The following is a 15,038-nucleotide window of genomic DNA, read 5'->3' on the forward strand; positions in this document are numbered from 1 at the left end:
GCGGTCCCGGAACCGGCGACCGCGTCAAGCCGTTGCACACACGAAGGGGGCAAAACCGCACACACTCCTTACCCAGCAAAGCGCCCACGATGGTAACCGTCTTTTCAGTCAGCCCCCAGTTCCCGTCGGAGCCGATCGGCGTCCACCCGCCAGAACGTGTGCTGTTCGCCGTCCACCAGCACCACCGGAATCTGCTCCCAGTAAGCGCGATACAGCGCCTCGTCCTGAGTGATGTCCTTTTCCTCCCAGGATGCTCCCGCCTCCGCGCACACGGCCGCGACCACCGCACGCGCATCGTCACAGAGATGACACCCCGGCTTCGAGAGAAGTGTCACCACCCTCTCGCCGGCTTCCTTCCGCGCATTCTTCGATTCCTTCGATTTCTTCTTCGGCGCATCGTCCGGCTCCGCCTTCGCCGTACGCCGCAACAGAGGACTCATGCGGCCCATTCTGCTCCCGGGCGGCCCTGGAGACGGCCCGCTGTCCACAGGCAACCGCTGATCGTCCGATTAACGCACCGGTCGGACAGAGTTCACCCCATGGCATCCTCACCCGTCAGGCAGTTCCGAACAGACTGGCTATGCTCACGCTATGGCCGCACTGGGATGGCTCACCCCTCGCAAGCGCTCCGCGACGGCGCGGAGCGTGCTCGCGGGCGAGGCCGCAGCCGAGGCAGGACTGAAGTCCACGCAGGAGACCCCGGAGCCGCGGGAGCCCCGCGAGGAGACCCCGGAATTCCCGGTCGTCGGGGACGCGCGCGCCGCGGCGTTCTTCGACCTCGACAACACCGTGATGCAGGGCGCCGCGCTCTTCCACTTCGGCCGCGGCCTGTACAAGAGGAAGTTCTTCCAGCGCCGCGAGCTCGCCCGGTTCGCCTGGCAGCAGGCCTGGTTCCGGGTGGCCGGGGTCGAGGACCCCGAGCACATGCAGGACGCCCGCGACAGCGCCCTCTCCATCGTCAAGGGCCACCGGGTCGCCGAGCTGATGTCCATCGGCGAGGAGATCTACGACGAGTACATGGCCGACCGCATCTGGCCCGGCACCCGTGCCCTGGCCCAGGCCCATCTCGACGCCGGCCAGCAGGTCTGGCTGGTGACGGCCGCGCCCGTCGAGACCGCGACGATCATCGCCCGCAGGCTCGGTCTGACCGGCGCGCTCGGCACGGTCGCCGAATCGGTCGACGGCGTCTACACCGGCAAGCTCGTCGGCGAGCCGCTGCACGGCCCGGCGAAGGCCGAGGCCGTCCGCGCCCTGGCCGCCAGGGAGGGCTTCGACCTGGACCGCTGCGCGGCCTACAGCGACTCGCACAACGACATCCCGATGCTGTCGCTGGTCGGCCACCCGTACGCCATCAACCCGGACACCAAGCTCCGCAAACACGCGCGCCGGCTCGACTGGCGGCTGCGCGACTACCGGACCGGCCGCAAGGCGGCCAAGGTCGGCATCCCGGCGGCAGCCGGAGTGGGTGCCCTCGCGGGCGGCACGGCCGCCGCGGTCGCCCTGCACCGCCGCCGCCGCTGACACCGGACGCTCCAGACCCGTAACCCAGCGGCGGCCCCGTAACCCGGCGGCCCGTGTCCCCGCCGCTTCCGCGCTCCCGTACCGCCGCGCTCCCGGTGTGCCTCCGGCCGTGCCCGTACAAGGCCGAACCGGCCGTTCTACCCGCGCGCCCCGGCCGCCAGTCCCCGGGACCGCCCGTGGCGCGACACAGGTCATCACCCGCCACAACCCATCACGACACCAGGCAGATCTTGACGCAATCCGATCAATAAACGGTCACGATGTGCTACTTGATACGCCGCCTAGGCGTCACGGAAGCGACGTAATCGATGATTTGAGCAACTGGGTGTAGCACTGCCTGTACGAAGCGTTATTCTCCTCAGACGCATACCGGACCCCACACGTCGCCACGACGAGTGAATGGTCCCGCACTGCACGTGATGGAAGCTCTGCCTCTGGGAGTCCCGTGTACCCACACGTCGGGGTTGACGCCTCGGGCCTGGCTACGCTGCGCGCAACGGTCCTCGACCACTTGCGCGGCTTCGTCCCCACCGCGTACGCCGTCCCCGCCCTCGCCGCACCGGCCCCTGCCGTGAGCGGCCCTATCGGTCCTTGTTATGCCCTGGCGAACGGCGGTGCGGCGGTCGGCAGACGGGGAAGCCGCGGCGCCACCGCCGCCTCGTCCCCCGCACGCCGCCCCACCGCCGACAGCGACAGCGCCCGCATGATGGAACTCGTCGAGCGCGCCCAGGCCGGCGAGGCCGAGGCCTTCGGCCGGCTGTACGACCAGTACAGCGACACCGTCTACCGCTACATCTATTACCGCGTGGGCGGAAAGGCGACCGCGGAGGACCTCACCAGCGAGACCTTCCTGCGCGCCCTGCGCCGTATCTCCACCTTCACCTACCAGGGACGCGACTTCGGCGCCTGGCTGGTCACCATCGCCCGCAACCTGGTCGCGGACCACTTCAAATCGAGCCGATTCCGGCTCGAAGTGACCACGGGCGAAATGCTCGACGCCAATGAGGTGGAGCGCAGCCCGGAGGACTCGGTCCTGGAGTCCCTGTCGAACGCGGCACTGCTGGAAGCCGTACGGAAACTCAACCCGCAGCAGCAGGAGTGCGTCACCCTGCGCTTCCTCCAGGGCCTCTCGGTCGCGGAGACGGCCCGGGTCATGGGCAAGAACGAAGGAGCGATCAAGACCTTGCAGTACCGGGCCGTCCGTACGCTGGCCCGGCTCCTCCCGGAAGACGCCCGCTGACCGCCGCCGTCCCTCCGCGTGGCCACCCGCCTCCCCTCCCCCCGTACCCGCACCGCCCCCTCGCCCGCCCCTCACGAACACCCCCTCGCACACCCGCCGTACCCCCTCCTCGTCTCTCGCCGCAAGCGTCAACTCACCCTCGGTGACGCCTTGATGACGCGCTGGTCGGATCATCCTCCGCGCGTAACCCATGTGCCGCGACGCTCGTTGTGCGGGATGCAGGCTCCCTGCGGTCACGCCATGCCCGCAGCCACTCACTCGATCGTGTGGATGCGCTCAAGGCGTGCAACCTTCCGGACCCCCAGGGGAGTCGATCGTCATGACGAGAGGAGGTGCCGCCAGTGATCGCGAACGTTTCGGCACACCGGCGGGCGAACGCCTTCGCCCAGGCCCTGGAAGACCAGACGGTCCAGGGCGCGGCGGCCGGACAACAGCCCGCCGAGTCGGCCGAACCGGCCGAACAGGGGCGGCTGTTGGCTCTGGCGAAGGGCCTCGGCGAACTGCCGAAACCCACGCTGGACCCCGAGGTCAAAGTGGCACAACGGGCCCAGCTCGTGGCGGCCATGGAGGCCATGCTGCTGGAGGGCACAGCGGCCGGGGGGTGTCCCCGGGCCCTACGGTCCCTGAGCAGCGGACCTCCGGCCGGGGCGCCCACCGGGCCTCCCGGTTCAGGAAGCTGCGCCCCAGATCCCGCTGGTCCAAGGGACTCGCGGCCGGCGGGCTCACGGTCGGCGTGGCGGCGGGCGCGTTCGGCGGGGTGGCCGCGGCCAGTTCCGACGCCCTGCCCGGCGACTCGCTGTACGGGCTGAAGCGCGGCATGGAGGACTTCAAGCTCAATCTCGCGGACGGCGAGTCCGACCGCGGCGAGCTGTATCTCGACCATGCCTCGACCCGGCTCGGCGAGGCCCGGCGGCTGATGGAGCGCGGCCGCTCCGGCCGGCTCGACCACGAGTCCCTGACCGAGATCCGGCGCACCCTCAACGGAATGAAGCACGACGCCGCCGAGGGCCACCGCCTGCTCCATCAGGCATACGAACGGGACGGCTCACTCGGCCCGATCGCCACGCTCTCCTCGTTCTCCGCCTCGCACCGCGACACCTGGAACGGACTCCGCGACCGGCTGCCCGTACAGCTCACGGATGTCGGGGACGAGGTCAGTTCGGTGTTCGACGCCATAGACGAAGAGGTCGCCCCGCTCCAGTCGCTGCTGCCCCGCGCCCCCGAGACTCAGCAGGGCATCACCCGCCCCGGCGCCACCCAGGACTCGGCCGCCGCCAACCGCCCCGACCGCCCCTCGCCGTCCTCACCGAGCACGAGCGGCGCGGGCTCGCACCCCAGCGAGGAGGCACCGCACCCGCCCGGCCAGCACTCGGAAAGCTCGTCCGAGGAAGGGCTCCTCGGCGGCAGCACGGGCGGACTGCTCGACCCGCCGTCGAACAGCGCCACTCCGTCCCCGACCGAGAACCAGAGCGGTACGGAGCGCCCGGCCCCGGATGTCACCATCCCGCCGCTGCTGCCGGATCTGCTGCCGGGCCTGGGCATCAGGGCCGAAGACGCCGACTGACACGACCGACGCGCCGGCCCTCGAGGCGTGGTGCTCCCCAAGCCAGACAGGAAGCACCACGCCTCGCACAGCAACAGCAACAGCGGCAACGGCAACGGCAACGGCAACGGCAACGGCAACGGCTCAGAAGAACACCGAGCGGCGCTGCACCAGCAGCTTGTACAGCGTGTGCTGGATCTGCTCCCGCACCTGATCCGTCAGATTGAACATCAGCATCGGATCGTCCGCCGCCTCCGGCGGATAGCCGTCCGTCGCGATCGGCTCACCGAACTGGATCGTCCACTTCGTCGGCAACGGCAGCACACCGAAGGGCCCCAGCCAGGGAAACGTCGGCGTGATCGGGAAGTACGGAATGCCCAGCAGCCGCGCCAGCGTCCGCGCGTTGCCGATCATCGGATAGATCTCTTCCGCCCCGACGATCGAGCAGGGCACGATCGGCACCCGCGCCCGCAGCGCCGTGGACACAAACCCGCCGCGCCCGAAACGCTGGAGCTTGTAGCGGTCGCCGAACGGTTTCCCGATGCCCTTGAACCCCTCGGGCATCACGCCGACGACCTCGCCGCGCAGCAGCAGCCGCTCCGCGTCCTCCGCGCACGCCAGTGTGTGCCCGGCCTTCCGCGCCAGCTCGTTGACCACCGGCAGCACAAAGACCAGATCGGCGGCGAGCAGCCGCAGATGCCGCTCCGCCGGATGGTTGTCATGGACGGCGACCTGCATCATCAGACCGTCCAGCGGCAGCACCCCGGAGTGATTGGCCACCACGAGCGCCCCGCCGTCCGACGGGATGTTCTCGATGCCTTTCACCTCGACCCGGAAGTAGTTCTCGTAGAACGGCCGGATCAGCGACATCAGGACCTGGTCGGTGAGTTCCTTGTCGTAGCCGAACTCGTCGACCTCGTACTCCCCCGTGAGCCGGCGGCGCAGAAACGCCAGCCCGCCCGCCACCCGCCGCTCCCAGCCGCTTCCGCCGCTCCGCTCCGGCTCGCGTTCCTGGTCCTGCTCGCGCACATCCCGCTCCCGTACGTCATGCTCCGGTACGGGCTTCAGCGGACCCGCCGTACGCCCAGGACCCGTACCCGGACCCGCCGTACCCGCCCCCGTACCCGATCCCGAGCCCGCCCCGGCCCCCGGGCCCTGGCCCGCGCGCTTCGCCGCCGCCTCCTTGGCGTGCTGCCGCCGGCCGGCGCCGGAGCCACGCCTCGACCGCGGCTCATCACCGAAGGGGATGACCTTGGCATCAGGCATGTCAGGTGCGCTCCTTGCTGACGAGACCGGTGAGCCGGTCGACCGTACGGGCCACTGCCTCGGGCGGCAGCAGCCCGGCGCCCCGGCCGCGCGCGAAGTCCGTGAAGGCCTCCGCGGTCGAGTACGTCGGTTCAAAACCCAGTGTCTCGCGCATCTGGTCCGTGCTCACCACCCGGCCATGAGTCAGCAGCCTGATCTGCTCAGGCGAGAAATCCGTCATCCCCACCGTGCGCAGTGCCGTGCCGACCCAGGTCACCGCGGGCAGCGGCACCGGCACCGTCGGCCGCCCCAGCCGCCGCGAGCACTGCGACAGCAGCAGCACCCCCTCCCCGGCCACATTGAAGGTCCCGCTGTTGAGGGTGCCGCGCCGCGGCTCGTCCGAGGCGATCATCAGTACGTCGATGACATCGTCCTCATGGACGAACTGGAGCCGCGGGTCATAACCGAAAACCGTCGGCAGAACCGGCAGGGACAAATACTCGGCGAGCGGTGAATCGGCCGCGGGCCCCAGGATGTTCGCGAAACGCAGTACGCAGACCGCCACATCGGGCCTGCGCCGCGCGAAGCCCCGTACATACCCCTCGACCTCCACCGCGTCCTTCGCGAAGCCGCCGCTCGGCAGCGACTTGGGCGGAGTGGTCTCGGTGAAAACCGCCGGATCGCGGGGCGCCGATCCGTACACACTCGTACTGGACTTGACGACCAGCCGTTTCACGGACGGCGACTTCTGGCAGGCGCCCAGGAGCTGCATCGTGCCGATGACATTGGTCTCCTTGACCGTGGCCCGGCCACCCGTGCCCAGCGGAGTACCCGTCACATCCATATGCACGACCGTGTCGACGGGATGCTCGGCCAGCACCCGCGCGATGGCGGGCCGGCGGATATCGGCGCGGACGAATTCCGCGTCGCCCAGCTCATGGGCGGGCTCGACCGCGTCCACCGCGATCACCCGCTCGACACCGGGATCGCGTTGAACACGCCGTACGAAACGGCCTCCGAGCTGCCGGGCCGCTCCCGTCACGAGCACGACCTTGCCCACGAATCAGCGCCTTCCGCTAGAAAAGCTCTCTCTGAAGGACTCCCCGAAGGTCTCCTCTACGCGTCACCGTAGCCGGTCGGTATTACGCGGCGACGACCGTACGACGCGTCGCACAGTACTTTCACCGGCAAACACCACGGCCCTCCCACCAAGCCGGTGGAAGGGCCGCGAATGCGCGAACAGCAGTCGCCTACTTCTTGTTGCGACGCTGAACACGGGTGCGCTTGAGCAGCTTGCGGTGCTTCTTCTTGGCCATCCGCTTGCGCCGCTTCTTGATAACAGAGCCCACGACTACCCTCGCTCACTTCTCTTCACTCGGTGCGGGGCGTCTGGGCCCACACGACCTACGTCGGCCCAGCCTACCCGTCACCGAGTGAGGGACGTAATCCGAGGGATGCCCTAGGCGGACTCAACCCCCACAAAGGACTCGCGGAGATACTCGTGAACCGCTTGCTCCGGAACCCGGAATGACCTTCCCACCCGGATCGCCGGCAGATGACCGCTGTGCACCAACCGGTACACGGTCATCTTCGACACACGCATCACCGAGGCGACTTCCGCCACGGTAAGGAACTTGACCTCGTTGAGAGGCCTCTCGCTGCCAGCAGCCATGACCCACCTGTACCTTCCGCACCCGACGGTCACCGGCTTCCCCTCCGGTAACTCTTCGTCGCTGTGCGCTCACATCCAGACTAGGGGCGGGTGATACGAGTGGGGAAGAGGAGCAGCCTCCGGCCGCCTACTGTGACAGACACGCCCGATTGAGTACATAGCGCGTAAGCGGCAGGTAGTAAGGCGACCGTGCGCCTCCCCAGAGCGGAACGGCCACCGACACGCGCCCCTCGGCCTCTCCGACGAACAGCGCGGGATCATCCGTATCGGCAGGACCGATGGCCTCAATGCCGAGCTGACCTGCTCCGCAGGCCCATCCGTGATCGCCGACGACCAGTCCGGGAAGCGGCCCGCCGGACCGCGCCAGACCGTCCAGAGCCACCCGGACCGGCAGCGGCGAGTGGGTATGTGCGCCGGTCTCACGCCCGCCGGACCGCACGCCCGCCTTCCGCACCAGCGCGACTCCCCGTACGTAGTCCAGGCGGTACGTGCGTACTCCGAACCGGGTCGTTATGTCGATACATCGCCCCTGCGCCGGGCTGAGTACGAGACATCCCGCCGCCGACAAAGCGTCTGCGAGAGCCGCGTAGAAACCGAGCAGCCGCTCCGGGTGCCCCGTCCCCAACAGCACCGGAGCCCCGCACTCCACGGCCGCCCGCAGCCGCCCCGCGAACGCGTCCAGCGCACGCAGCGTCAGCTCGGGGTCGATCGCGTCAGTGCCCGTCACCCGGCCGGGATCGCGCGACACCCCGCATCTGTCGGCCATCAGACCGAGTACATCCCGCTCGCCCCATGCCCCTTCGGGCTCGAGACCGAGCATGACACGCGGATCCCGGGCAGCGAAGAGACGGTAGCTGCGCAGGCTGTCCTCCCGCGAGGTGGCCACGGGCCCGGCCAGACCGGCCGCCAGCAGATGCGCCCGCAGCGCTCCGGTGCTCAACACCCTGCTGATGCTTCCGCGTCCGGCGCCCGCCCGGGCCGGAACCCCGCGTACACCGCACAGTTGGCGTAACGGACGGGCCACCGGACACCGAGCCGCTACGGCAGCAGCCCCCGCAGCGGGAACACCGCTTTCCGCGTCGCCAGCACCGCCTGATCCAGCCGGTCCGCCGGATCGTAACCGGCCTCCCACGGCTGCCAGGCCGGCGTCCGCCCGTCCGTCATCCGACCGGGGCCCAACTGCCGTGTCCGCGCGTACACCTCGCTCTTCCACGACTCCGGCACCGCGGACTCGGGGTCGACGGGCGCGTGCGCCGCGATCCCCACGAGATGCGTCCAGGAACGCGGCACCACATCCACCACCGCGTAACCGCCGCCGCCGAGCGCCACCCACCGCCCGCCTTCGACATACTCGTGCGCCAGCTCGTGGCACGACGCCTGCACCGCGCGCTGCGCGTCCAGCGACACCGCGAGATGCGCCAGCGGATCGTCGAAGTGCGTGTCCGCGCCGTGCTGGGTCACCAGCGCCTCCGGCCGGAAGTCCGCCAGCAGTTCGGGCACCACCGAGTGGAACGCCCGCAGCCAGCCCTCGTCCCCGGTCCCGGCCGGCAGCGCCACATTCACCGCACTGCCCTCACCCGCACCGCCGCCGGTCTCCTCCGCCCAGCCCGTCTGCGGAAAGAGAGTCCGCGGATGCTCGTGCAGCGAGATCGTCAGTACCCTCGGATCCTCCCAGAACGCCGTCTGGACCCCGTCGCCGTGGTGCACATCCACATCGATGTATGCGACACGCTCCGCGCCCAGCTCCAGCAGCCGGGCCACCGCCAGGGCCGCGTCGTTGTAGATGCAGAACCCGGACGCCGACCCCGGCATGGCGTGGTGCAGCCCGCCCGCGAAGTTAACGGCGTGCGCGGCCTCCCCGCGCCACACCGCCTCGGCCGCGCCGACCGACAGCCCGGCGATCAGCGCCGACGCCTCGTGCATCCCCTCGAAGGCCGGATCGTCCATCGTGCCGAGCCCGTACGATCCGTCAGCGGCACGCGGATCCAGCGAGACCCGCCGTACCGCGTCCACGTACTCCTGGTGGTGGACCAGCCGCAGTGTCGAGTCCCCGGCCACCGGCGCGGAGGTCACCTCCACCGCTCTGTCGAGTTCGTACGCCCGCACCAACCCCATGGTCAGCGAGAGCCGTACCGGATCCATCGGATGGCTGGACCCGAAGTCGTATCCCGTTACCCCGTCATCCCACATCAACCGCGCGCGAACGCTCATGCCCGCCACCGTATAGGGCCGGATCCGCCCCGAACGAGCGGGCGTACGCCAGAGTCACCAGAACCATCACCATCGGTACGAGCATCGCTCCGCGGTAACTCCACGCGTCCCCGAGCGCTCCCACCAGCGGCGATCCCACCAGAAACCCCACATAGTTGAAGACGTTGAGCCGCGCGACAGCGGCATCGCTGGAGGCGGGAAACAGTCGCCCGGCCGCCGCGAACGTCTGCGGCACGACCACGCACAGCCCGAGCCCCAGCAGCGTGAACCCCAGGATCCCCACCCAGGCGCCGGACGCCAGCGCGACCAGCCCGAACCCGGCCCCGGCCAGCAGCGACCCGCACCGCACCACAGCTACAGGACCGAACCGCCGCACCCCCAGATCCCCCACCGCACGCCCCAGCAGCGTGGTGACCATATAGGCGTTGTACGGAACGGTCGCCAGCTCCTCCGAACCGCCCAGCACGTCCTGAAGATATTTGGCACTCCAGTTGGACACGGTGGAGTCGCCGATATAGGCGAAGGCCATCACCAGACAGAGCGGCAGCAGCAGCCTGAACGCCACCGGTCGGGCAGCCCTGCCCCGATCGTCTTCCGCCACCTCGACTTGGGCTTCAGACCCTTCAGCCTCGGACGCTTTGGCGTTGGATTCCCGGGCGGCATCCGCGTACCAGCGGCTTCCGGCCAGCGCCGCCGGCAGCAGCACCGCCACCACCGGGAGGTACGACAGCAGCAGCGGCAGATCCCAGTGCGCCCCCGCCCACGCCAGCGAGGCCCCGGCGATACCACCCAGGCTGTACGCGGCATGAAAGCCCAGCATGATGCTGCGCCCGTACGCCCGCTGAAGACTCACCCCGAGCATGTTCATGGACGCGTCCAGCGCCCCGACCGCGAGCCCGAACACCCCGAGGGCGAGGGCGAGCTGCCACATCGTGTCCCCGGCCCCGACGCCGAGCAGCGCGAGCAGGACGACGGGCTGGGTCCACCGCAGCACCACCCCCGGCCGCACCCGCGCGACCAGATTCTCGGTGGCGACACTGCCGATCCCGGCGAGGACGGGAACGGCGGCAAGAAACAGGGGCAGCAGCCCGTCGGACACTCCGTACCGGTCCTGGATGGCGGGGATACGGGTCACGAGCAGAGCGAACGTCGCGCCTTGGACGAAGAAGCTCAGCGCCAGCGACACCCGGCCGCGCCGCAGCCGAGCAGACTCCTTCGCGCCCGCCGTGTCTGTCATGGCCGGACAGCGTAGGGCGCTCCCCTACCGGTGGATAGATGGGCCGAGCCCAGGATCAGGCAATGGATCAGCCAAGCAGTCCGGGCAGTTCCGCCATGGCGGAGAAGTACGCGGTGGCGCCGGCGAGCTTCTCGGCCGGCGTCATCGCCGTGAACGCGTACACATCCATACCGGCCGCTCTGGCCGCCGCGACACCGAGCGGACTGTCCTCGACGACCGCACAGCGCCCGGCGGCAACGCCCATCCGCTCGGCGGCGTACAGGAAGAGATCCGGTGCCGGCTTGCCCCGCCCGACATCCTGCGCGCTGAAGACGACCCGGTCCTCGAACCACCGGTCGAGCCCGGTCTTGCGATGTCCTACGCGGATACGTTCATGGCTCCCCGACGAGGCGACGCAGTACGGCATACCGTCCACGGCGAGCTTCCCCAGCACCTCGACCACGCCTTCGACCGGCTCCAACTCCCGCTCGAATGCCGCGAAAACACGGGTGTGGAAGGTGTCGTCGAAGTCCACGGGAAGACGGCGGCCGGTCCGCTCCTCGACCAGGTCGTGGACGCGGTGGATGGCGGCCCCCATGTAGTCGCGGAGGGAGTCCTCGTACGAGGTGGGATGCCCCAGCTCGGTGAGATAGGCGGCGAGGATGGTGTTGGAGAGGGGCTCGCTGTCGACGAGGACGCCGTCATTGTCGAAAATGATCAGTTCGTAGCGCATACTCCGACCTTAGATGCAGGCCCTGAACGCAGAAATGCCCTGTACCAAAACCTCTGGTACAGGGCATTTCTCATAAAGTTTGTTCGGCGGCGTCCTACTCTCCCACAGGGTCCCCCCTGCAGTACCATCGGCGCTGTAAGGCTTAGCTTCCGGGTTCGGAATGTAACCGGGCGTTTCCCTCACGCTATAACCACCGAAACACAATGAAACACACAACCCGCCGGAAGAAGTCACGGCTGTTCGTGGTCTCAGAACTAACACAGTGGACGCGAGCAACTGAGGACAAGCCCTCGGCCTATTAGTACCGGTCAACTCCACCAGTCACCTGGCTTCCATATCCGGCCTATCAACCCAGTCGTCTACTGGGAGCCTTACCCCCTCAAGGGGATGGGAGTCCTCATCTCGAAGCAGGCTTCCCGCTTAGATGCTTTCAGCGGTTATCCCTCCCGAACGTAGCCAACCAGCCATGCCCTTGGCAGAACAACTGGCACACCAGAGGTTCGTCCGTCCCGGTCCTCTCGTACTAGGGACAGCCCTTCTCAAGACTCCTACGCGCACAGCGGATAGGGACCGAACTGTCTCACGACGTTCTAAACCCAGCTCGCGTACCGCTTTAATGGGCGAACAGCCCAACCCTTGGGACCGACTCCAGCCCCAGGATGCGACGAGCCGACATCGAGGTGCCAAACCATCCCGTCGATATGGACTCTTGGGGAAGATCAGCCTGTTATCCCCGGGGTACCTTTTATCCGTTGAGCGACGGCGCTTCCACAAGCCACCGCCGGATCACTAGTCCCGACTTTCGTCCCTGCTCGACCCGTCGGTCTCACAGTCAAGCTCCCTTGTGCACTTACACTCAACACCTGATTACCAACCAGGCTGAGGGAACCTTTGGGCGCCTCCGTTACCCTTTAGGAGGCAACCGCCCCAGTTAAACTACCCATCAGACACTGTCCCTGATCCGGATCACGGACCCAGGTTAGACATCCAGCACGACCAGAGTGGTATTTCAACAACGACTCCACAACCACTGGCGTGGCCGCTTCACAGTCTCCCACCTATCCTACACAAGCCGAACCGAACACCAATATCAAACTATAGTAAAGGTCCCGGGGTCTTTCCGTCCTGCTGCGCGAAACGAGCATCTTTACTCGTAATGCAATTTCACCGGGCCTATGGTTGAGACAGTCGAGAAGTCGTTACGCCATTCGTGCAGGTCGGAACTTACCCGACAAGGAATTTCGCTACCTTAGGATGGTTATAGTTACCACCGCCGTTTACTGGCGCTTAAGTTCTCAGCTTCGCCCCACCGAAATGGAGCTAACCGGTCCCCTTAACGTTCCAGCACCGGGCAGGCGTCAGTCCGTATACATCGCCTTACGGCTTCGCACGGACCTGTGTTTTTAGTAAACAGTCGCTTCTCGCTGGTCTCTGCGGCCACCCCAAGCTACCGGCAGCACGTGCCTTGACCTGGTGTGGCCCCCCTTCTCCCGAAGTTACGGGGGCATTTTGCCGAGTTCCTTAACCATAGTTCACCCGAACGCCTCGGTATTCTCTACCAGACCACCTGAGTCGGTTTAGGGTACGGGCCGCCATGAAACTCGCTAGAGGCTTTTCTCGACAGCATAGGATCATCCACTTCACCACAATCGGCTCGGCATCAGGTCTCAGACTTATGTTGCACGGATTTACCTGCACAACGCCCTACACCCTTACCCCGGGACAACCACCGCCCGGGCTGGACTACCTTCCTGCGTCACCCCATCACTTACCTACTACCACCTTGGATCGACGGCTCCACCACTCCCCTTTGCCCGAAGGCTCCAGGGCGGCTTCACGGCCTTAGCATCAATGGATTCGATACTGGGCGTTTCAAAGCGGGTACCGGAATATCAACCGGTTGTCCATCGACTACGCCTGTCGGCCTCGCCTTAGGTCCCGACTTACCCTGGGCAGATCAGCTTGACCCAGGAACCCTTAGTCAATCGGCGCACACGTTTCCCACGTGTGAATCGCTACTCATGCCTGCATTCTCACTCGTGAACCATCCACCACTCGCTTACACGGCGGCTTCACCCGGCACACGACGCTCCCCTACCCATCACAGCAGGCGTTGGCCCTCATGCTGCAATGACACGACTTCGGCGGTATGCTTGAGCCCCGCTACATTGTCGGCGCGGAATCACTTGACCAGTGAGCTATTACGCACTCTTTCAAGGATGGCTGCTTCTAAGCCAACCTCCTGGTTGTCTCTGCGACTCCACATCCTTTCCCACTTAGCATACGCTTAGGGGCCTTAGTCGATGCTCTGGGCTGTTTCCCTCTCGACCATGGAGCTTATCCCCCACAGTCTCACTGCCGCGCTCTCACTTACCGGCATTCGGAGTTTGGCTAAGGTCAGTAACCCGGTAGGGCCCATCGCCTATCCAGTGCTCTACCTCCGGCAAGAAACACACGACGCTGCACCTAAATGCATTTCGGGGAGAACCAGCTATCACGGAGTTTGATTGGCCTTTCACCCCTAACCACAGGTCATCCCCCAGGTTTTCAACCCTGGTGGGTTCGGTCCTCCACGACCTCTTACAGCCGCTTCAACCTGCCCATGGCTAGATCACTCCGCTTCGGGTCTTGAGCGCGCTACTAAAACGCCCTATTCGGACTCGCTTTCGCTACGGCTCCCCCACACGGGTTAACCTCGCAACACACCGCAAACTCGCAGGCTCATTCTTCAAAAGGCACGCAGTCACGACCGTATGTGCAAGCACACACAGCGACGCTCCCACGGCTTGTAGGCACACGGTTTCAGGTACTATTTCACTCCGCTCCCGCGGTACTTTTCACCATTCCCTCACGGTACTATCCGCTATCGGTCACCAGGGAATATTTAGGCTTAGCGGGTGGTCCCGCCAGATTCACACGAGATTTCTCGGGCCCCGTGCTACTTGGGAAATCTCCAAACGAGCCGTACAAATTTCAGCTACGGGGGTCTTACCCTCTACGCCGGGCCTTTCGCATGCCCTTCGCCTACCCATACGGTTTCTCACTCGCCGACCGGCCGGCAGACCGATCAAGAAAACTCCCACAACCCCGCATGCGCAACCCCTGCCGGGTATCACACACATACGGTTTAGCCTCATCCGGTTTCGCTCGCCACTACTCCCGGAATCACTGTTGTTTTCTCTTCCTGAGGGTACTGAGATGTTTCACTTCCCCTCGTTCCCTCCACACTGCCTATGTGTTCAGCAGCAGGTGACAGCCCATGACGACTGCCGGGTTTCCCCATTCGGACACCCCCGGATCACAGCTCGGTTGACAGCTCCCCGGGGCCTATCGCGGCCTCCCACGTCCTTCATCGGTTCCTGGTACCAAGGCATCCACCGTGCGCCCTTAAAAACTTGGCCACAGATGCTCGCGTCCACTGTGCAGTTCTCAAACAACGACCAGCCACCCACCACCCCACTGCTAGACAGCGAGTTCACTGGGACCGGCACTGAAGAAACAGACCAACGGCCCGTACCCTCAGACACCCAACAGCGCGCCCGACCCGACCAGCACCAGATACCCGTGTTCCACGCCGAAGCAGTACTAACAGTCACCTGAACCAGTCGTGCCGAATAGTCAACGTTCCACCCATGAGCTGACCACCGCCGGACGTTT

Annotated in this window: 11 protein-coding genes, 2 rRNA genes and 1 pseudogene; 3 read left to right on the forward strand and 11 right to left on the reverse strand. The window is 66.5% G+C overall.

Annotated features, from left to right (window positions below):
• Positions 1 to 104 precede the first annotated feature (104 nt).
• A complete protein-coding gene (locus KQY30_RS14680; RefSeq protein WP_217307200.1) occupies positions 105 to 449 on the reverse strand; it encodes a glutaredoxin family protein in 345 nt (114 codons plus the stop codon).
• A 142-nt stretch (positions 450 to 591) separates the two neighbouring features.
• Between KQY30_RS14680 and KQY30_RS14685 the strand changes: the two genes are divergently transcribed.
• From KQY30_RS14685 to KQY30_RS14695, 3 genes and pseudogenes are all read left to right on the forward strand, one after another.
• Positions 592 to 1,521: an HAD family phosphatase gene (locus tag KQY30_RS14685; protein WP_217307201.1), complete on the forward strand. Its 930-nt coding sequence runs from the start codon at positions 592 to 594 to the stop codon at positions 1,519 to 1,521.
• A 445-nt stretch (positions 1,522 to 1,966) separates the two neighbouring features.
• Positions 1,967 to 2,761, forward strand: coding sequence for an ECF subfamily RNA polymerase sigma factor, BldN family (locus KQY30_RS14690; protein ID WP_217307202.1), 795 nt, complete (start codon positions 1,967 to 1,969; stop codon positions 2,759 to 2,761).
• Between the two features lie 341 nt (positions 2,762 to 3,102).
• Positions 3,103 to 4,325: pseudogene (locus KQY30_RS14695) on the forward strand (DUF5667 domain-containing protein).
• Positions 4,326 to 4,448: 123 nt separating this feature from the next.
• Here KQY30_RS14695 and KQY30_RS14700 read toward each other — a convergent pair.
• From KQY30_RS14700 to KQY30_RS14745, 10 genes are all read right to left on the reverse strand, one after another.
• Entirely contained in the window at positions 4,449 to 5,570 is a 1,122-nt protein-coding gene (locus tag KQY30_RS14700) for a lysophospholipid acyltransferase family protein (RefSeq protein WP_217307203.1), read from the reverse strand.
• Position 5,571: 1 nt separating this feature from the next.
• Positions 5,572 to 6,609, reverse strand: coding sequence for an NAD-dependent epimerase/dehydratase family protein (locus tag KQY30_RS14705; protein ID WP_046496985.1), 1,038 nt, complete (start codon positions 6,607 to 6,609; stop codon positions 5,572 to 5,574).
• A gap of 190 nt (positions 6,610 to 6,799) precedes the next feature.
• Positions 6,800 to 6,898 (reverse strand): AURKAIP1/COX24 domain-containing protein, encoded by a 99-nt coding sequence (locus tag KQY30_RS14710; RefSeq protein WP_003948845.1) that lies wholly within the window; start codon positions 6,896 to 6,898, stop codon positions 6,800 to 6,802.
• Between the two features lie 110 nt (positions 6,899 to 7,008).
• Entirely contained in the window at positions 7,009 to 7,221 is a 213-nt protein-coding gene (locus tag KQY30_RS14715) for a helix-turn-helix domain-containing protein (protein ID WP_014046653.1), read from the reverse strand.
• A 127-nt stretch (positions 7,222 to 7,348) separates the two neighbouring features.
• A complete protein-coding gene (locus tag KQY30_RS14720; RefSeq protein ID WP_217307204.1) occupies positions 7,349 to 8,164 on the reverse strand; it encodes a phosphatase in 816 nt (271 codons plus the stop codon).
• Between the two features lie 95 nt (positions 8,165 to 8,259).
• Positions 8,260 to 9,432 (reverse strand): acetoin utilization protein AcuC, encoded by a 1,173-nt coding sequence (locus KQY30_RS14725; protein ID WP_217307205.1) that lies wholly within the window; start codon positions 9,430 to 9,432, stop codon positions 8,260 to 8,262.
• Positions 9,401 to 10,669, reverse strand: a complete 1,269-nt coding sequence (locus KQY30_RS14730) for an MFS transporter (RefSeq protein ID WP_217307206.1) — start codon at positions 10,667 to 10,669, stop codon at positions 9,401 to 9,403. Before KQY30_RS14730 ends, KQY30_RS14725 begins: the two co-directional genes overlap by 32 nt.
• 67 nt (positions 10,670 to 10,736) lie before the next feature.
• Positions 10,737 to 11,381 carry an HAD family phosphatase gene (locus KQY30_RS14735; protein ID WP_217307207.1) on the reverse strand — a complete coding sequence of 215 codons (645 nt, stop codon included), beginning with the start codon at positions 11,379 to 11,381 and terminating at the stop codon, positions 10,737 to 10,739.
• 81 nt (positions 11,382 to 11,462) lie between these two features.
• Positions 11,463 to 11,579: ribosomal RNA gene (rrf, locus tag KQY30_RS14740) — 5S ribosomal RNA — on the reverse strand.
• A gap of 80 nt (positions 11,580 to 11,659) precedes the next feature.
• A 23S ribosomal RNA gene (locus KQY30_RS14745) occupies positions 11,660 to 14,782 on the reverse strand.
• Positions 14,783 to 15,038: the final 256 nt, after the last annotated feature.

The sequence above is a fragment of the Streptomyces sp. GMY02 genome, from assembly GCF_019056675.1.
Taxonomy (GTDB): domain Bacteria; phylum Actinomycetota; class Actinomycetes; order Streptomycetales; family Streptomycetaceae; genus Streptomyces; species Streptomyces odonnellii.